Below are 18,255 nucleotides of genomic sequence, written 5' to 3' on the forward strand. Positions count from 1 at the left end.
GTAGCGTCGGCGCGATGGACTTCACCCAAAACGAGGACCACGAGGCGATCCGCGAGGGCGTGCGGCGCGTCTGTGCAGACTTCCCCGACGAGTACTGGCGAGAGCGCGACGAGAAACACGAGTTCCCCTGGGACTTCTACAACGCCATGGCCGAGGGCGGCTGGGTCGGCATCGCCATTCCAACCGAGTACGGCGGCGGCGGCCAAGGCATCACCGAAGCATCGATCGTGCTGGAGGAGGTGGCCGCCAGCGGGGCCGCCATGAACGGCTGCTCAGCCCTGCACCTGTCGATCTTCGGCATGGAGCCGGTGCGCAAGTACGGCTCGGAAGCACTGGCCAAGGAGATCCTGCCCGGCGTCGCCGATGGCTCGATTCATGCCGCGTTCGGCGTCACCGAGCCCGATGCCGGCACCGACACCACGTCGATCCGTACCCGGGCCGAGCGTGACGGTGACGAATACGTGATCACGGGCGCCAAGGTGTGGACCACCAAGGCGCCCTACTGCGACGTCTGCCTGCTGCTCGTGCGCACGACGCCCAAGGAGCTGTGCGACGGGCCGACACAGGGCATGACCCTGCTGCTGGTCGACCTGCAGGATCCGGCGGTCGACATCACCCCGATCCCCAAGGTGGGCCGTAACGCGGTGGTCTCGTGCGAGGTGCGATACGACGGCCTGCGCGTGCCGGTGGACCGTCGCGTCGGCGAGGAGGGCGAGGGGTTCCGCTACATCCTCGACGGCCTCAATCCCGAGCGGATCCTGATCTCTGCTGAGGCTCTGGGGATCGGCCGGGTCGCGCTGCGACGCGCTGCCGAGTATGCGAAGAGCCGGGTGATCTTCGGCCGCCCGATCGGCCAGAACCAGGGCATCGCCTTCCCCTTGGCCGACAGCCATGCCCGCCTGCACGCGGCCGAATTGGTGGTGCGCGATGCGTCGTGGCGCTACGACAACGGCCTGAGCTGCGGCGAGCAGGCCAATCTGGCCAAGTATCTGGCGTCGGAGGCAGCGTTCGAGTGCGCCGACCGGGCCATGCAGACCCACGGCGGCTTCGGCTACGCCAAGGAATACGACGTGGAGCGCTACTGGCGCGAGGCCAGGCTGATGAAGATTGCGCCGGTCAGCCAGGAGATGGTCATGAACTTCGTGTCGTCGAAGGTGCTCGGCCTGCCCCGCTCGTACTAGCCGACTGCCGCCACGGAGGTCATTTGCCAGTGTCCACGGCGGGAGTGCTGCTGGCAGCGGGGGCCGGGACCCGGTTCGCAGGCCCGCAGCACAAGCTGCTGGCGGTCATGGACGGCCACAGCGTGGTGAGCCGGGCTCTGGAGTCGCTGCTGGGGGCGTCGCTCGATGCCGTCGCGGTGGTCACCGGCGCGGTGGATGTCTCGGAGGTGCTTGCAGCGACCGGCGGCGACATTGCCGTAATCGACAATGATCGCTGGGAATCGGGCATTGCGTCATCGGTTCGCTGCGCTGCGTCGTGGGCGGCCCGGCAGGGCCACGACGCGATCGTGGTGGGCCTCGCCGACCAGCCGTTCGTGACGGCGGCGTCGTGGCAGGCCGTCGCCGACTGCGCGGCGCCCATCGCCGTTGGCACCTACGGCGCCCGGCGGCGCAACCCGGTCCGGCTGGCACGCGAGGTCTGGCCGCTGTTGCCGTACGGCGGCGACGACGGCGGCCGGACGGTGATGCGGCGATTTCCGGAAATCGTGGTGCCGGTAGCCTGCGAAGGGTCACCCAACGACATCGACACCGTGGAGGATCTGCGCCGATGGAGCTGAAGAGTGAATTCCGTGTCGGCATACCCGTCGAGCAGGCGTGGAGCACGCTGACCGATGTCGAGTTCATCGCGCCGTGCATGCCGGGCGCGCAGCTCACCGAGGTCGACGGCGACGAATTCAAGGGCGGTGTGAAGATCAAGGTGGGTCCGATCACGGCGCAGTACAAGGGCTCTGCGAAGTTTGTCGAGCTCGACGAGGCCAACCGCCGGATCGTGCTCGAGGCGTCCGGCCGTGACTCACGCGGCGCGGGCAACGCAGCCGCAGAGGTGACCGCCGAGATGACCCCCGACGGCGACGGCACGGTCGTGTCGATCGCCACCGACCTGAAGGTCACCGGCAAGGTGGCGCAGTTCGGACGTGGCGTGATGGCCGACGTCACCGAGAAGCTCATCGGTCAGTTCGTGGACTCGCTCGAACAGAAGCTGTCCGAGCTCGGCGACCAAGGTGATGCCGACGCCGCTGCGGACGATGCTGCGGCGGATGACGCCGAGGCGTCCGACGAGACAGGCGAGGCGCCAGCTTCGTCGGGCCCACGCCAGATCGAGATGGCCGAGCCTGAACCGGTCGACCTGCTCGAGACAGCGGGCCGGCCCATGCTCAAGCGCATCTTGGCGCCGCTCGCGGTGGTGGTCTTCTTCCTGTTCAACCGTCGCCGCAGGCGCAAGCGTCGCCAAGGCTGAGGGCTCGCTGCAGCGACTCCCTAGGGCGTTGCTCGTTCGTTGCGCCCCCGGCGCGCCCCTGACGCCCGCTCAAGCCGAAGCAGTAGCTGGCTTGCTCGGCCGCCCGCCCCAGTGCGCTTTCGAGGTGGCCGTCGCGCACGACGACGGGCGGCCCGTGGTGATCGCCAATGCTCCGCTGCTCGATGACGGGCGCCCGATGCCCACCCGCTACTGGCTGGTCGACGTCGACCTGCGTCGGCGAGTGTCCCAGCTCGAGGGCGACGGCGGGGTGCGGGCGGCTGAGGCGGCCGTCGATCCCGAGGCGCTTGCCGCGGCGCATGATCGCTACGCCTCCGAACGAGATGCGCTGGTGCCCCCCGATCACCGCGGACCGCGCCCGACGGGCGGCGTCGGGGGGACGGCGCGAGGCGTGAAGTGCCTGCACGCGCATCTGGCGTACCGGCTGGCGGGCGGCGATGACCCCGTCGGCGGTTGGGTAATGGCACGGCTTGGCGACATCGGCGTGTCATCGGCCGTCGAGAGCACTGCTGCCGCGCCTGCGCCCGACGAACATGCGCTCGCGACGGGGTCCGGTGAACCAGCGCCTGCGTTCGGCGAACCGGCACGCGCATCCGTCCGGCCAGAACTAGCGGCCGGTTCTTGATGAGCGCTGAGCCGTCGCCGGGTCCGGTTGCGGTCGTGGACTGCGGCACGAACACCACGCGCCTGCTCATCGACGACGGCACCGGGCTGGGGCAGCGGCTGCTGCGCATCACCGGGCTCGGACGGGGCGTCGATGCCGGAGGTCGGCTTCGAGACGACGCCATCGGCCGCGTCGTCGACGTGCTGGGGGAGTACCGCCAGATCATCGACGACCGCCAGGCGACTGCGGTGCGGGCCGTCGCGACCAGTGCTGCGCGCGATGCCGCGAACGGAGCTGAGTTCCTGCAGCGGGCGAGCGACGCGCTCGGCACCGACGTCGAGCTGCTGGATGGCGATGCCGAGGCTGCGTACGGATTTGCCGGGGCTACCGCCGGCTTGGCCGGTGTTTCCGGCACCGGCACGTCTTCCGGTCCCGACACGCCCACAGCTTCTGCTCTTGCGGAGGGTCGTGCTGCGCTGGTGCTCGACATCGGCGGGGGATCGACGGAGTTCGCCTACGGCACGCCATCGGCTGGCGGCCGACCGGATGCGGCAATCTCCGTCGACATGGGTTCGGTGCGGTGGACGGAGAGGTTCCTGGCATCGGATCCTCCCCGGCCCGAGGAGTTGAGTTCGGCGATCTCGGTCGCGCGCCTGCATCTCGACGACATCGACCGTGATCATCCCGTCATCGCTCGGGGTGCCGCGGCGGCACGGCTTGTGGGTGTCGCCGGGACGGTCACGACTGTGGCCGCGGTCGAGATCGGCCTCGATCCCTACGAGCCCGAGGTCATTGACGGGTTCGTGCTCAGTCGGGCCGCTGCCGAGGATGTCTTCCGCACGCTGGCTACCGAGCGGCTGGCCGACCGCATCCACAATCCGGGCTTGCACGTCGATCGGGCGCCCGTGATCGTGGGCGGTTGCTGCATCCTCGTTGCGGTCATGCGCCATTGGAACATCGACGAGTGCATCGTGCGCGAGCGCGATCTCCTCGACGGCATAGCGGCCGAACTGCGTGAGGCGCAGGCAAGCCCAGCGGCCGAACTGCGTGAGGCGCAGGCAAGCCCAGCGGCGGAGCTCCGCGAAGCGCAGGCCGGTCCAGCGGCTGAGCTCAGCGAAGGCACCGATGCCGCTCGGTGAGCGCCGACGGCGCGCCAGTACTGTTCGCAGCGTGAGTCGTCTGCGCACCGAGCGGCTCGAGCTTCGCCCGCTCGTGCCGTCAGACTTCGCCCAATGGAACGAAGTCCGGGAGCGGTGCCGCGACTGGCTGGCAAAGTGGGAGCCTCGCCCGCCCGCGAGCGCGCCCGATCCGTCGCGCGACCCGCAAGCATTCGCCAATCGCTGCCGCGTCCGTGAACGCGAGCGCTCATTGGGCACGGCGTTCGACTTCGGCCTGTGGCACGAAGGCTGGTTCTGCGGCGAGATCAATGTCTCACATGTGGCACGTGGGGCATTCCAGAGCGCCCACGTGGGCTACTGGATCGACGAACGGCTGGCCGGCAAGGGACTGGTCGCCGAAGGGCTGCTGGCGGTGTTCGGGTTCGCCTTCGATCAGGTCGGCTTGCACCGGGTGCAGGTGTCGATCATGCCGCGCAACGCTGCCAGCCTGCGGGTAGTTGAGAAGCTGGGATTGCGCTCGGAGGGAATCGCGCAGGGCTACATCCAGATCGCCGGCGTGTGGGAAGACCACGAGCGCTTCGGGCTGACGCTGGAGGAATGGCGGGCCAGCCGAGAAGAGATGGCGGCACGACTGCGGGCCGCGCGGCTGGGTCGCACTCCGATGCCTACGGACGGGTAGGCGGAAGCCGCGATACAGCCTGCCGGTAGCGGCCACAGGGGTCGAGCCGAGAGACCAACCTCCTCGCTGTTGCACCTGTTGTTTCCCGCTCTTGTTCGCTGTCGCTCACGGGCCGCTCGGGCCACGGCTTCGCCTACCGGCTCAGCCTCTTGGCAGCACGGCTCAGTCGTCGGGGTCTGACAGCCAGGCCTGACCCGGCTCGCAATCGGCCGAGATCGGGCACCAACGGCACGGCGGTCCGGGCACGCGCCGCGGCTCACGCCTGTCCGTTCGCAAGCTGATGAGTCGACCGGTGCCGTCCACGGTTCGACGCAGCGCGCTGTCGAGCACGTCGGCAGTCACTGCCTCGTGCTCTATGCGTCCTTCGGCGACGTAGAACGAGCCGACGCCCAGCGGCGGCACGCCCACCGAGAGCGTCTCCACGAGCGCGTAGAACCGCAGGTCTTCCGGGTCGGTCGGTGTGCGTGAGCCTGTCTTGAGGTCGATGATGACCTTGCCGGCGCGCTGGAGGCCGTCAGGTCCGCCCAGCGGTGTAGGTGATCCGAGCGTGAGGTCGTACTTGCCGTTGAGCACGAACGCACCGTCGCAGAGCCGTGCGCGGGCCCGGACTTCGGCAGCGGGTCGCCAAGCACGCTGCATCGGCGGGAACGTCTCGCCGAAGCGGGCGAGCAGCGCAACGCAGTTAGCCGTCAGATCGGCGCGCTCGCCGTCCGATGCCTCGGCCAGGAAGCTGCCGAGGTTGTCGTCGTCGGCGACGAGACGTTCGAGCGCAGCATCGACCGCGCCTTCAGGTTCGAAGCGCCGATGGGTGGACAGTTCGACGGCCTTGTGCAGCACCGTGCCGCGTGCAGTCGGCACGGACCATGCGAACGGGGTGTCGGCATCGGCGAGGTATCGCGCTTCGCAGCCGAACACGCCGGCGAGGTCCCGCTTGGCGACCCACAGCCCACGGCTGTCGATGTCGCGAGCCGCATCGACGAGCCCGTTCAGCGCTGCTTCGGCTTCGCTGCGCAACTCGTTGGCGAAGCCGGCCGGGTAGGTGGGACGGTGCTCTGCGGGCGTGCGGATTGCGTCCAGCGTGGCCTGCTGGGCCGGCAGCAATCCCGGAGCGGTCTCAGCCATGCGTGCTCATTGTTGCCGTCCCCGCACCCGCTGCGGCACCCGCCCTTTGGTGTCACACCCCCTGGCGATGATGGGCACATGCCAGCAACACCTCGCACCCACCCTCCCGCAGCGCTCCGGCTGGTTGATGCCTCGCCGGCTCGCGGGCGATCGCACCGAGCCGGCAGCTCATCGGCGGCAGCCGCCGGCGTGCTCAGCGATTCGAGCGCCGACCCGTCGGGCCGCTTCGTGCTGACGGCGCGCGCCTTGGCCGCGGCCTCACGCGAGATGGGCCTCAATGTGCCCAGCTTCCAGAGCCCGCCGCGATCGGATCAGCTCGATCGTTCCATCCAGCGCAGCGTTCACGGTGATTGCGTGGTCGCAGTGCGCGTGCGCGGCCGCCCCTTCGCAGCGGTCGTGGCCGACGCCATCGAGGGCATTGTGGTGTGCAACCAGTTGGATGCCTCAGCAGCGGCTGCGGTGAGAGATGAGCTGTGGCGCGAGATCGAGGGCAGCCACGATGCCGCCGCTCCTACCGCCCGCCCCAAAGGGCCACGCGCAGCAGCATCAGAGAGCGGGCGTTCCACGCCGGGCAATGTCGCGGAGCCGTACGCCTTGGACGAAGCCGCCTAGGAATTCAGTGCATCGTGCCCGGGCGTTCGTGCGAGCATGATGGGCATTGCGGAGGCGATGAACGCGCCGAGTGGCCCGGGTGGCGGAACTGGCAGACGCAGAGGGCTTAAACCCCTCGGCTCCCACGGGAGCGTGCGGGTTCGAATCCCGCCCCGGGCACCCGCCAACGCGTCGCTGTGACGATCAGCGGCGGGCCGCGGCGCGCAGCGATGCCACGGTCTCGGTGCCTGGCCCCAGCCGGCGGGCCGCAGCGTCGTGGCACAGATCGTTCAGCGTCCGGTTGAGCGGAGTGGCGATGCCGTGCCGCTCGCCGAGTTCGCAGATCCGGCCGTTGAAGTGCTCCACTTCGACCGTGGGACGCCGGAAGTGCAGGTCTTGCCAGGTGGACGGGTAGCTGTGCATCACCGGGTCTGAATCGCCTCGTGGCTCGCGCTGGCCCGGCACGCGCATCCGTTCGATCCATGTGCGCAAGTCCCTGCCGTCGTCCATGACCGGCGAGATGCCGGCCGCGTCCAGCACGTCGGCGGCCTCTTCCTGAAGATCGGCCATGAAGAAGCGGGTTTCCTCATCGCAGAACCATTCCTGCACGGGCAAGTCGATCAGCGCCGAGAAGGCGTTCGTGAGGTTCAGCACCAGCTTTCCCCACTTGGCCTCGGCCACGTGTTGATCAACCGTGGCGCGCATCTCGGCGGCCACCAGATCGTCCACCACGGCAGCGCACAGCTCGTCGGAGCCGGTGGGCCAGCATCCGATCTTGGCCCGGCGCGCACCGGTGTGGGTGACCACACCTGGTTCGTCGATACGAGCACCGATGCGCACCATGACGCCATAGGCCCGAAAACCCTGTTCAGTCAGCCATTCCTCGTTCGTAACGCTGTTCTGGAAGCAGAACAGCGGCACTCCGTCGTACAGCTCCCGGTGCTGTTCGATCGCTTCAAACGTGTGCTGTGTCTTCATTGCCAGCAGCACCACGGTGCGCTCGTCCACGTCGAGCTCGTGCGCGGTGCGCACGGCTGGCAGCCGGAAGTGGCCCTCGGTGTAACCCGAGATGTTGAGGCCGTCTCGTTGGAGAGCTTCGAGATGTTCGCCGCGGGCGATGAGGGCCACGCGGCGGCCGGCTTGGGCCAGCCGAGCACCCAGCACGCAGCCGATGGCCCCGGCTCCGTGCACGATGTAGTTCAGGTCAGCGTCGCCCTCGGCCGAAGAACGATCTGGTGCATGGTCCGCTGCCACGGCGGTACATCGTGCCAGATGGGCCTGAGCGCGGCCCGCGTTGCCGCCTGCGAGCGCGTAGGCGGTGCCTGCTGCTCGCACTACCGTGCTGCCATGCGCGAGTGGAATACCGACGTGCCGAACATGATGGAAGCGGAGTTCTGGGTCCAGCCGGCCGATGTCATCGACGCGGTGATCGCCCGGCACCATGCCGAGGCCCCGCTGGACTGGTTCGAAGAACCCGGCTACGACGGTTTGATTCCGGTGGGACCCGGTTACTGGTGCGTCACCCGGCACGCCGATGTCGCGGCCGTCTCCCGCAACACCGAAGTGTTCAGCTCGGCCGCGGGCATCACCATGCTGGACGCACCGCCGGAGTTCCTCGAGTTCTTCAGCTCCATGATCGCCATGGACGACCCGCGCCACGCCCGGCTGCGCCGCCTCGTGGCCAAGGGCTTTACGCCGAAGATGCTGGCTGACCTCGACGGCAGCGTCCAAGCCTCGGCGGCTGACATCGTGGACGCCGTCTGCGAGAAGGGCAGTTGCGACTTCGTGACGGAGGTTGCCGCCGCGCTGCCGCTCAAGATCGTCTGCGACCTCATGGGCATTCCCCGGTCGGAATACGACGGCGTGTTCGAAGCCACGAACATCATCTTGGGCATCGGAGATCCCGAGTACCAGCCTGAAGGCGTCGACTTCGTGACGGCGCTGCTGGGCGCGGGCGCCCAACTCGCCGAGCTGATGAAGGAGGTTGCCGAGGCGAAGCGTGGCGGTGACGGCAAGGACCTGACCAGCGTGCTGGTCAACGCAGAGCTGCCCGATGATCGGCTGAGCGATTCCGACTTGGCCAGCTTTTTCGTGCTGCTGGTGGTGGCCGGCAACGAGACCACCCGCAACGCCATCTCGTGGGGGCTCAAGTACCTCACCGATCATCCAGACCAGCGCGCCATCTGGGCCGCCGACTTCGAGGGTGTCGCGCCCACTGCGATCGAGGAAATCGTGCGGCTGTCCAGCCCGGTCGGCTACATGCGCCGGACGCTCACCCGCGACTTCGTCTTCGGGGGGCGCGAGATGAAAGAGGGCGAGAAGCTCGCGATGTTCTACGTTGCTGCCAACCGCGACCCGGCGGTGTTCGACGACCCGTACAAGTTCGACGTGCTGCGCGACCCGAACCCGCAGTACGGCTTCGGCGGCCCCGGCCCGCACTACTGCCTGGGCGCCCATCTCGCCCGCCGGGAGATGACGGTGATGTACCGCGAGCTGTTCGACCGGCTGCCTGACATCGTTGCGGTCAACGAGCCCGACACGCTGCAGGCCGCGTTCATCCACGGCGTCAAGCACCTCGACGTGGAGTTCACGCCGACCGCACCGCTGGCCGCCTGAGCCCGCCCGGCCCGTTGCGGAGACCTCTTCGCTCAGGCTGCCCGTAGCGTTGGGGTCATGAACCAACCGCAGATTGCACCTGCGACCGGGAAGCTGGGCGTGCTCACTCCTGGCATGGGAGCTGTGGCCACCACGTTCATCGCCGGGGTGCTCGCGGCGCGTGCCGGGCTGGCAGAACCGATCGGGTCGGTCAGTCAGTTGGCCCACATCCGGCTCGGCGGCCGGGCGGAGGGCCGCAACCCGCTCATCCGCGACTTCGTGCCGTTGGCTTCACTCGACGACCTGGTGTTCGGCGGCTGGGATCCGATCACGCCCAATGCGCTCGAAGGCGCCCGCACCGCGGGCGTGCTGGAAGACCGTGACCTCGGCGTGATCTCCCGCGAGCTGGAGGGCATCATCGCGATGGACGCCGTGTTCGACAGCCGCTGGGTGAGCCGGCTCGAAGGCACCCGTACCAAGCCCCCGATGGGCAAGCTCGAAGCTGCCCAGGCGTTGATGGAGGACATCGAGCGTTTCCGGGCCGAGAACGAGTGCGAGCGGCTGGTGATGGTGTGGTGCGGCTCCACCGAGGCGTACCAGGAACCGACAGAGGTGCACGCGAGTGTCGAGGCGTTCGAAGCCGGCTTGGCAGCCGACGATGACAACATCTCGCCCAGCCAGATCTACGCATATGCAGCGCTGATGAGCGACGTGCCCTTCGCCAACGGCGCGCCGAACCTGTCCGTCGACATACCGGCCATGACCGAACTGGCTGTGCGCCGCGGCGTGCCCATTGCGGGCAAGGATTTCAAGACAGGCCAGACGCTGATGAAGACGCTCGTGGCACCTGGCCTGAAGGCGCGGATGCTGGGCCTTCGCGGCTGGTACTCCACCAACATCTTGGGCAATCGCGACGGCGAGGTGCTGGACGACCCTGAGAACTTCAAGACCAAGGAGACGTCCAAGCTGGGCGTGCTCGGCACGATACTGCAGCCAGAGACCTATCCCGAGCTCTACAGCGAGATCGACCACGTGGTGCGGATCAACTACTACCCGCCCCGCGGCGACAACAAAGAGGGCTGGGACAACATCGACATCTTCGGCTGGCTCGGCTACCCGATGCAGATCAAGATCGACTTCCTGTGCCGCGATTCGATCCTCGCGGCACCGATCGTGCTCGACCTGGCGCTGTTCTTGGACCTGGCTCAGCGTGCCGGCCAGGGCGGCGTGCAGGAGTGGCTGTCGTTCTACCTCAAGGCTCCCCAGTCGGCCGATCCGGCAGGGCCTGAGCACGACCTATTCATCCAGCAGACCAAGCTGAAGAACACCCTGCGCGAGTGGATGGGCGAGGAGCCGGTCACCCACTCCGAGGCCGGCTGACGAGCGCCGAACAAGGCTGCTGCGCGCAGGCGGCTGCGCGGCGATCACAATCTCATGCCGCTCTCAGGTTGGTTTCAGGGATCTTTCAGGTTCATTCGCCATCGTCTGGGTCGTCGCACGAACCCCGACGAAAGGACTGGTGGCATGACCGAGACCGGCAAGATTGACGAACCCATCGAGGCACCGAGGCGCAGACGCGGGCGCAGCCGGCTGCTGGCGCTGCTGGCCGCACTGCTGCTGGCAGCGACTGCGATCGTTGCGTTCGGTGCGGGCAGCGCAAGCGCGCAGACCCAGAACAGCAACGGCAACGCCGACCAGCAGCAAGCTGACGACGACGCAGACGACTCCGGGGGCACTTGCGACAGGCACGGCACACGCCGAGGCGGCGGCCACTGGCGGGCCGGAGCGAGTGACACGCTGACCGGGGTGCTTGGCATCGACGCCGAGACCCTGCGCGCCAAGCTCAAGGACGGCTCGACGCTCGCCGATATCGCTGCTGAGCAAGGCGTTGCGGTGTCCGACGTGATCGACGCCCTCGTGACAGCGGTCGCCGACAGGGCGGCCGAGCACGACCGTGAGATCGATGTCGACGCCGTGACCGAGCGAATCACCGCATGGGTCAACGGCGAGAAGCCCGAGTGGGCCGAAGGCCGGTCCGGCGAGGGTCGTCGGCACAGCGGCAAGCGTTTCGGCGGCAAAGGCTTCGGCGGCCATGGCCACGGCAGCAATGCAGGAGCGTGGTCAACCTCGACCTAGGTGTTCTGGACATAGAGGTTGGTAGCAGGGTGATGGGTTGAGCCTCCTGTGCGAACGTGGTGTTGGCGACAACAACACGGACACATCAGGAGGCTCGATGTCTCACGCTAATGCTCGCTTGACGCCCGCTGGGCGGCTGTTGCTGGTCGAACGGATCGAGGCGGGGACGACCCAGGCCGAGGTGGCCCGCCAGATGGGCCTGTCGAGGGGCACGGTCGCGAAGTGGTGGCATAGGTGGTGCTCTGAGGGCGAAGCGGGTCTTCGGGATCGTTCCAGCCGGCCGCACCGTTCCCCCAGGCGCACCGATGCCCGCACCGAGGAGCGGATCTGTCGGCTGCGGCGCTCGACCAAGCGGGGCCCGGCGTATCTATCTGCGCGCACCGGAGTGCCCCCCTCGACGATCTGGCGTGTGCTGCGCCGTCACGGGCTGAACCGGCTCGCCTGGATGGACCGTCCCACCGGGCGGGTGATCCGCCGCTACGAGCGCTGTGCGCCCGGCGAGCTGGTGCACCTCGACGTCAAGAAAATTGGCAAGGTGCCGCCCGGGGGCGGCTGGCGGGTGCACGGCCGCGGGTCGCCCAAGACCAAACGGCGGCGCCGCAAGCGCCGCGGCTACACCTACCTGCACGTCGCTATCGACGACTACAGCCGGGTCGCGTACGTCGAGGCGCTCGATGACGAACGAGCCGACACGCTGGTGGGGTTCTGGCGGCGCGCCCAGGACTGGTTCTGGGCGAACAACATGGCCGTCGACGAGGTCCTCACCGACAACGGCCCGAACTTCACCTCCGCCAAGTTCGCCGAGCTGCTCGCCGAACGGCGGATCAAGCACCGCCGCACCCGGCCCTACCGCCCCCAGACCAACGGCAAAGCAGAGCGGTTCAACCGCACCCTGGCCGACGAGTTCCTCTACGCCCGGGTGTTCAGATCAGAATCCGACCGCAGGATCCGCCTGACGCGCTGGGTCCACGACTACAACTGCCACCGACACCACACCGCCGTCGGCGGCCCACCCGCATCACGCGCACACAACCTCACTAGAACCGACAGCTAGGACCAGGCTGCGCTTGGCGTCGCAGGCTCACGAAGCGGGCCGGTTCCCTCTCCGCCGGCCCGCTTCGGCGCGGGGTGGTGGCTCTCACGTCTGCAGAACGGCTACGCCACGGTGAAGACGGCGATGCGTGTCCAGCGGTCGGGGTCGTCGGGATCCGCGCCGCCGTAGATGGGATGCAACTCGAAGTCGAGCCCGCTGATCTGCCCGGACGACTGGCGTTGCAGCAGCCAGTCGCCGAAACCGACTTCGACGAAGTGTGCCGAGTTGATGCCCAGGCTGCAGCGCGCACCGGGTTGCGCTACCCGCAGCAACTCGATGACCGATTCGGGGCCGAGATGGCCGTGGGTGAACGCGCCCGCGCTCACAATGCCGGCGTAGGCGTCGCTGCCGAGATCGAGGCGGCCAGTGAGGTCGGCCTCGAAGAGCTGCCGGTAGGTCGCACGCCCCTCGTGCATCTTGGCGGCGGCCTTCGCCAGCATCTCAGGCGAGATGTCGATGCCGTCGATCACCCCGACACCCAGCCGTGCCAGCTCGGCACCCACCACACCCGTTCCGCAGCCGACATCGAGCACCGGCCCATCGAGACCGTTGCGAAGGTTCTCACCGCCGCAGAAAGCGGCCGCCACATGCAGGTGGTACTCGTAGTCGTTCTCAGCGAGAAAGACCGACTCGTAAGTCTCTGCCCACGACGCATACAGCTTGCGGTTGTCCTCGGGGCCGTCGACGGCGTACGCGTCGTCGAGTCCGATGCTCGTCGCTGCGGAGTCTGTCGCAGATTGCCCCGTCATCGTTGCGAGACGCTAGTGCTGCCGTTCTCTGCGCAGGGGTGCCGTTGGGGCGGCGGTGTAGCGCAGGGAAACGAGTCGATCTCTCAGACGAGCAGCGGGTCGGTCAGCACTTCCACCAAGGCGGGACCCGCGTGAGCCAAGGCCTCGCTGAGCGCAGTGTCCAGCCCGTCCGCCGCCGTCACCTGGCGGCCCATCGCCCCGCACAGCTCCGCGAACTCAGCGAAGCCCGGGTTGTGCAGCGAGGTCTGCCAGACGTCGAACTCGGCCGCTCGTTGCTCCTTGGAGATCTTTCCCAACTCGCCGTTGTTGAGCAGCACATGGGTGATGTCCATCCCGTACTTGACGACCGTTGTCAGCTCCATGGCGTACTGGCCGAAGCCGCCGTCGCCCGACACCGAGACCACCGGCCGGCCGGCCCAGCGCGAACCGTCTGCGCCCTCAGCGCTGCCCGGCGCACGCTGGGTGGCGGCCCAACAGCCCATCGCGGCCGGGAACGCGAAGCCGATCGAGCCCAAGTATCCCGACATCAGCACGGTTTGACCGCACGGCTCGAAGTAGCGGCCGAACGAGTAGGCGTGATTGCCGACGTCCACAGTCATGACGGCATCAGCCGGCACAAGGCGACTCAGGGCCTCGAACACCACCGCCGAGTTCACGCCGCTGCCGCGGTCGTCGACCTGCCGGCGCTGCTTCTCTTCACGCCAGATGTCCCAGCGCGCCGCCACCTCGGCGGCGGCCGACGGGCTGCCGGCCCTGCTTGCGAGCGCCCCGACGAGCGCTCGGGCCGCCACCCCTACGTCGGCCAGCATCGGCACGGTCACCGCATGGAACCTGCCCAGCGCCATCGGGTCGAAGTCCACCTGTACGATCGGCTTGTACGACGCGATGCCGGTGTGGTTGGCGAACGACACGCCGAAGGTCACCAGCGCGTCTGCCTCGTTCATGAACCAGCTCGCGATCGGGGTGCCCGACCGGCCGAGCACGCCGCAGGCCAGCGGGTGCTGGTCGGCAATCAGTCCCTTGCCCTTGAAGGTCGTGGCCACCGGCGCATCGATGGCCTCGGCTAGCGCCAAGATGTCGTCGATGCCGCTGCGGGCACCGTGACCCACGACGATCATCGGCCGCTTCGAACCCGACAGCACGTCTGCCGCCGCATCAAGCGCACCGGCGGCAGGCGACACGCCGCGGTCACCGGTGCGGCCCTGCGGCGAGCCGGCCGGTCGCTCGGGTGCAGCCGCCGGCAACACCTGCACTTCATCCGGCAGCACGAGGTGCGCCACGTCGCGCTCCACCAAGGCGGTCTTGCAGGCCAGGTTCATCAGCTCGGCTGCATCGGAACCCGCTTGGACTGTCGCCGAGTAGCGAGATACGTCGGCGAAGGCCGCGGAGAGGTCGGTGTCCTGGAAGGCGCCCCGGCCCCGGACGCTCGACGGCACTTGGCCCGACAGCGCGAGGACCGGCGCACGGTCCATCTTTGCGTCGTACAACCCCGTGAGCAGGTTGGTGCTGCCGGGCCCGGCGATAGCGAAACACGCTGCAAGGCCTCCCGTCAGCTTTCCGTAGGCGGTGGCGGCGAACGAGGCGGCACCTTCGTGCCGCACCCCGATGAATCGCAGCGAGCCATCGGCCTCGGCCTCGCGCAGGGCATCTGCGAATCCCAAGTTGGAGTGCCCGACCATGCCGAACACCCATGCCACGCCCCAAGCCGTCATTGTCTCCACGAGCTGGTCAGACACCGTGCGGGACCGGCTGGGGGCGATCGGCAGCGCGACGTACACGCCGTCGGACCTGACTTCGGTGCGGTAGGCAGCCGGTGCGTCGTCGAACGGTGGAGGCGGTGTGCCGTTACGTGGCGAATAGTCGTAGCCGTGCCACGGGCAGCGCAGCCAGCCCCCCTCGATGCTGCCCTCGCCCAAGGGACCGCCCTGGTGGGGGCACGCGTTGGCGAGACACCCGAAGCCCGACTCGGTTCGAGTGACGCACAAGCTCTCACGCTCGACCGTGACCGTCGTGACGCGGCCCACGTCGAGCTCGTCGACGCCAATGAGCCGGTGCCACGCGAACTCGCTGGCGGGCAGCGCTGGCACTGCGATGCTTGGCGTCGCAGCATTGGACTCAGTGACGCTGGGCGTCGGATGCTGGGATGTGTCGCTCATCGCTCGCCCCTGTTCAACTCGCGCTCATCGTCGCACACCGCCCAGGGGCACCTATTGCTGCCCGCTCTTGTTCGCTGCGCTCACGGGCCGCTCGGGCCACGGCTTCGCCCTGCGCTTGCCGCTCTAGCTCGCTTCGCTCGCGGGCCGCTCCGGCCCGGGGCTCAGCCTCTTGGTCGCGAAGCGACGCCAGACACCTCTGCGCGGCTCTAGCGTTTCCGGCGTGCTCTTCCTCGTGCGTCACGCTTCCGCAGGCGATCGGCGTGATTGGCGGGGCGACGACAGCGCGCGACCGCTGGATCCGATGGGCCACGCCCAGGCGGAGGCCATCGCAGCGGCGCTCGCCTCAGCACCGATCCTGCGCGTACTGTCGAGCCCCAGCGTGCGCTGCGTCCAGACGATCGAGCCGCTTGCGGCAAGACTCGGCCTCGACATCGAGATCTCCGCCGAGCTGGCCGAAGGCGCCGACGGCAGGCGAACCGAAGCGTTGGTGGAGCGCCTAAGCGGCGAGACGGGCGACAGCGTGCTGTGCAGCCACGGCGACGTCATACCGGAGGTGCTCTGGCGCTTTTCTTACCGTGGCATCGACGTGAACCCCACACGCTGCAAAAAGGCGTCTGTGTGGGAACTGCATGTCGCCGACGGTGCCGTCAGCCATGGCGTCTACCGATCGCCTCGCAGTCTCGGTGCGCATCGGGAGGACCTGACGTGAGGGCCAGCCAGCACTACTACGTCGAGTCATTCGACACGATCTCGCTGGTGCCGTACCGGATCAGCAGATCGCCGTTCGCGCACCGCTACAGGACCCCCGAGACCGTCCATGCGGTGTACTGCGACCGGTTGTACCCGATGAAGTCGAGTCTCGACGAAAACCCCATTCCCGCTTACTGGAAGCTGCGCCGAGGCGTGCTGCTGTACGACGTGCCAGAGAAGCCGCTGGCGATCGAGGGCCGCGATGCTGCGAAGCTGCTCGAACGCGTGCTGGCGTGCAGGGTCACCGATCTCGGCATCGGCCGCTGCCGGTACGGGCTCGCATGCAGCGACGACGGCGCGATCCTGATGGATGGGGTGCTGATGCGCCTGTCCGAGGACCGCTTCTGGTATGTCATCGCCAACGGCGAGTTCCTGAGCTGGCTGAAGGCGCACGCCATCGGGCTCGATGTGGAGGTCTTCGACCCTCGCTCGCGGGTGCTGCAGATCCAGGGTCCCATGTCGCTGGATGTGGCTGATGCGGCGATCTGCGGGGGACTGCCAGCCAGCTTCCGCTACTTCCGCGCTGGCTTCTTCGATGTCTGCGGACAGACACTGTGGGTGTCCCGCACCGGCTGGACAGGCGAGGCAGGCATCGAGATCTACTGCAACAGCGGGCCCGAGCCCACCGATCACGACGCATTGTGGGACGGCCTGTTCGCCTGCGGCGAACGCTTCGGCATGGAATTCAGCCCCGGGTCGTCCATGGGGATCCGACGCATCGAAGCCGGAATCCTGGACAACGGCAGCGACATCGAACCCGACCTGACGCCCTTCGGCGCTGGCCTCGGGCAGTTCGTCCGGCTCGACAAGGAGGACTTCATCGGCAAGGCCGCGCTGGAGCGGGCCGATCGCAGCCAGCTGCTGTTCGGCCTGATCTGCCCCACGGCGATGCCCGAGCCCGGCATGGGCATCAGCTACGCAGATCGCCAGGTCGGGCACGTCACCATCGGCACCTGGTCGCCCACGCTGGATACCGGCGTCGGCTACGTGCGCTTCGACCAATCGCTCCCCGGCGACGACTGGCTCGCCAAAACCGTCCGCCTGCACGACCATGACGGCACGCCGCACGCGGCGACCGTCGACACGCTGCCTTTCGTTGACAAGCAAAAGCAGTTGCCGCGCGTCGCCTGGGGCGGCCCGGCCGCAGCCGCCGGCTGATGCTGACGCTCGACGCGGCGGCGGTACAACAGTCCACGCCGTGGCACGAGCTGATGGAGGCAATCGAGCGCCTGCTGGTCGACCGCAACGCCTCGGTGCCGCAACGAGAGATCCATGACGTCAGCCTGCCGGACGGCGGGACAGGTTCGCTGCTGGTGATGCCCGCCTGGGTGGACCGCGAGGTGCTCGGGGTGAAGGCGGTGACCTACTACCCCTCCAATGCCGGCACCAATCTGCCCACCATCAGCGCCGGCTACCTGCTGTTCGACGGCCAGACCGGCCAGCTCAGCGCCGTGCTCGACGGCGATGAGCTCACGCTGCGACGCACCGCGGCGGTCTCCGCTCTCGCCGCCGACCGTTTGGCCCGCCCAGACGCCCGCCGCCTGCTCGTGGCGGGCACCGGCAAGTTGGCGCCGAACCTGGCGCTCGCCCATGCCGCAGTCCGCGATTTCGACGCCGTCGAGGTCTGGGGTCGCAGCCCGCAGCGCGCCGCCGCAACGGCGCAGCAGCTCGTCGAGCATGGTCTGCCGGCACAGCCGGCCGGTTCGCTTGAGGAGTCGATCGAGCGAGCCGACGTCATCTCCTGCGCCACGGGTGCCACCAGCCCGCTGGTGCGCGGCGCCCTTGTGCGGCCGGGCACGCACATCGATCTGGTGGGGGCCTTCCGGGCCGACATGCGCGAGGCCGACGACGAGGCCGTCAAGCTGGCGACGCTGTTCGTCGACACGCTCGACGGCGCGCTCGGGGCGGGAGACCTGGCACAGCCGCTCGATGCCGGGGTGATCTCCGCCGACGACATCGCTGCCGACCTGGCGTCGCTCGCCGCCGTACGCCACCCGGGCCGCACCTCCGACAGCGAGATCACCCTGTTCAAGTCGGTCGGCTTCGCGCTGTCCGATCTGGCCGCCGCCAGGCTCGTGCATCGACGGATCGCATCCGGGTCGGCGGGCGCACCTGATCGCCGCAGCCCGCTGCCGTGAGCACCCGAGTCGTGGACCGGTCGCGGCGAAGCCACATCAACCTCCGCAG

General features: G+C 68.4%; 18 protein-coding genes and 1 tRNA gene. 15 read left to right on the forward strand and 4 right to left on the reverse strand.

Features of this window, described 5'->3' with window-relative positions:
• The first annotated feature begins 14 nt into the window (after positions 1 to 14).
• The 6 genes from ACOGI8_RS04310 to ACOGI8_RS04335 all read left to right on the forward strand — a co-directional run bounded on the left by ACOGI8_RS04310 (position 15) and on the right by ACOGI8_RS04335 (position 4,876).
• The gene (locus ACOGI8_RS04310) at positions 15 to 1,181 is read left to right on the forward strand and encodes an acyl-CoA dehydrogenase family protein (protein WP_419855659.1); all 1,167 of its coding nucleotides are present in this window, start codon (positions 15 to 17) and stop codon (positions 1,179 to 1,181) included.
• 29 nt (positions 1,182 to 1,210) lie between these two features.
• Positions 1,211 to 1,777, forward strand: a complete 567-nt coding sequence (locus tag ACOGI8_RS04315; RefSeq protein WP_419855660.1) for a nucleotidyltransferase family protein — start codon at positions 1,211 to 1,213, stop codon at positions 1,775 to 1,777.
• Positions 1,768 to 2,457 carry an SRPBCC family protein gene (locus ACOGI8_RS04320; protein WP_419855661.1) on the forward strand — a complete coding sequence of 230 codons (690 nt, stop codon included), beginning with the start codon at positions 1,768 to 1,770 and terminating at the stop codon, positions 2,455 to 2,457. The genes ACOGI8_RS04315 and ACOGI8_RS04320 overlap by 10 nt, the downstream gene beginning before the upstream one ends.
• A 124-nt stretch (positions 2,458 to 2,581) precedes the next feature.
• Positions 2,582 to 3,100, forward strand: coding sequence for a DUF501 domain-containing protein (locus ACOGI8_RS04325; RefSeq protein WP_419855662.1), 519 nt, complete (start codon positions 2,582 to 2,584; stop codon positions 3,098 to 3,100).
• The gene (locus ACOGI8_RS04330) at positions 3,100 to 4,218 is read left to right on the forward strand and encodes an exopolyphosphatase (RefSeq protein WP_419855663.1); all 1,119 of its coding nucleotides are present in this window, start codon (positions 3,100 to 3,102) and stop codon (positions 4,216 to 4,218) included. The genes ACOGI8_RS04325 and ACOGI8_RS04330 overlap by 1 nt, the downstream gene beginning before the upstream one ends.
• Before the next feature lie 31 nt (positions 4,219 to 4,249).
• Positions 4,250 to 4,876 carry a GNAT family N-acetyltransferase gene (locus ACOGI8_RS04335; protein WP_419855664.1) on the forward strand — a complete coding sequence of 209 codons (627 nt, stop codon included), beginning with the start codon at positions 4,250 to 4,252 and terminating at the stop codon, positions 4,874 to 4,876.
• A 162-nt stretch (positions 4,877 to 5,038) separates the two neighbouring features.
• Here the strand turns inward: ACOGI8_RS04335 and ACOGI8_RS04340 are convergent, their stop codons facing one another.
• Positions 5,039 to 5,998, reverse strand: coding sequence for a PD-(D/E)XK nuclease family protein (locus ACOGI8_RS04340; RefSeq protein ID WP_419855665.1), 960 nt, complete (start codon positions 5,996 to 5,998; stop codon positions 5,039 to 5,041).
• 78 nt (positions 5,999 to 6,076) lie between these two features.
• On the opposite strand from ACOGI8_RS04340, the gene ACOGI8_RS04345 reads away from it, so the two are divergent.
• A complete protein-coding gene (locus tag ACOGI8_RS04345; protein WP_419855666.1) occupies positions 6,077 to 6,610 on the forward strand; it encodes a hypothetical protein in 534 nt (177 codons plus the stop codon).
• A gap of 73 nt (positions 6,611 to 6,683) precedes the next feature.
• Positions 6,684 to 6,769 (forward strand) — tRNA-Leu (locus ACOGI8_RS04350).
• Positions 6,770 to 6,793: 24 nt separating this feature from the next.
• Here the strand turns inward: ACOGI8_RS04350 and ACOGI8_RS04355 are convergent.
• Entirely contained in the window at positions 6,794 to 7,843 is a 1,050-nt protein-coding gene (locus ACOGI8_RS04355; RefSeq protein WP_419855667.1) for a ketopantoate reductase family protein, read from the reverse strand.
• A 93-nt stretch (positions 7,844 to 7,936) separates the two neighbouring features.
• Here ACOGI8_RS04355 and ACOGI8_RS04360 point away from each other — a divergent pair, with 93 nt between their 5' ends.
• From ACOGI8_RS04360 to ACOGI8_RS04375, 4 genes are all read left to right on the forward strand, one after another.
• Positions 7,937 to 9,205, forward strand: a complete 1,269-nt coding sequence (locus ACOGI8_RS04360; protein ID WP_419855668.1) for a cytochrome P450 — start codon at positions 7,937 to 7,939, stop codon at positions 9,203 to 9,205.
• A gap of 57 nt (positions 9,206 to 9,262) precedes the next feature.
• On the forward strand, positions 9,263 to 10,564 hold the full coding sequence (locus ACOGI8_RS04365; protein ID WP_419855669.1) for an inositol-3-phosphate synthase: 1,302 nt from the start codon (positions 9,263 to 9,265) through the stop codon (positions 10,562 to 10,564).
• Positions 10,565 to 10,708: 144 nt separating this feature from the next.
• The gene (locus tag ACOGI8_RS04370; RefSeq protein WP_419855670.1) at positions 10,709 to 11,320 is read left to right on the forward strand and encodes a hypothetical protein; all 612 of its coding nucleotides are present in this window, start codon (positions 10,709 to 10,711) and stop codon (positions 11,318 to 11,320) included.
• Between the two features lie 97 nt (positions 11,321 to 11,417).
• Entirely contained in the window at positions 11,418 to 12,374 is a 957-nt protein-coding gene (locus tag ACOGI8_RS04375; protein WP_419855671.1) for an IS481 family transposase, read from the forward strand.
• Between the two features lie 101 nt (positions 12,375 to 12,475).
• Here the strand turns inward: ACOGI8_RS04375 and ACOGI8_RS04380 are convergent, their stop codons facing one another.
• Both ACOGI8_RS04380 and ACOGI8_RS04385 read right to left on the reverse strand, forming a co-directional pair.
• Positions 12,476 to 13,162 carry a class I SAM-dependent DNA methyltransferase gene (locus ACOGI8_RS04380; protein ID WP_419855672.1) on the reverse strand — a complete coding sequence of 229 codons (687 nt, stop codon included), beginning with the start codon at positions 13,160 to 13,162 and terminating at the stop codon, positions 12,476 to 12,478.
• 83 nt (positions 13,163 to 13,245) lie between these two features.
• The gene (locus ACOGI8_RS04385; RefSeq protein WP_419856362.1) at positions 13,246 to 15,240 is read right to left on the reverse strand and encodes a thiamine pyrophosphate-binding protein; all 1,995 of its coding nucleotides are present in this window, start codon (positions 15,238 to 15,240) and stop codon (positions 13,246 to 13,248) included.
• 298 nt (positions 15,241 to 15,538) lie between these two features.
• Between ACOGI8_RS04385 and ACOGI8_RS04390 the strand changes: the two genes are divergently transcribed.
• From ACOGI8_RS04390 to ACOGI8_RS04400, 3 genes are read left to right on the forward strand one after another with little or no spacing between them, the layout of a single operon-like run.
• Positions 15,539 to 16,027, forward strand: a complete 489-nt coding sequence (locus tag ACOGI8_RS04390) for a SixA phosphatase family protein (protein WP_419855673.1) — start codon at positions 15,539 to 15,541, stop codon at positions 16,025 to 16,027.
• Positions 16,024 to 17,226, forward strand: coding sequence for an aminomethyltransferase family protein (locus ACOGI8_RS04395; protein WP_419855674.1), 1,203 nt, complete (start codon positions 16,024 to 16,026; stop codon positions 17,224 to 17,226). The genes ACOGI8_RS04390 and ACOGI8_RS04395 overlap by 4 nt, the downstream gene beginning before the upstream one ends.
• Entirely contained in the window at positions 17,226 to 18,206 is a 981-nt protein-coding gene (locus ACOGI8_RS04400; protein WP_419855675.1) for an ornithine cyclodeaminase family protein, read from the forward strand. The genes ACOGI8_RS04395 and ACOGI8_RS04400 overlap by 1 nt, the downstream gene beginning before the upstream one ends.
• The last annotated feature ends 49 nt before the right edge of the window (positions 18,207 to 18,255 follow it).

The sequence above is a fragment of the Candidatus Poriferisodalis sp. genome, assembly GCF_965204195.1.
Classification (GTDB): domain Bacteria; phylum Actinomycetota; class Acidimicrobiia; order Acidimicrobiales; family Poriferisodalaceae; genus Poriferisodalis.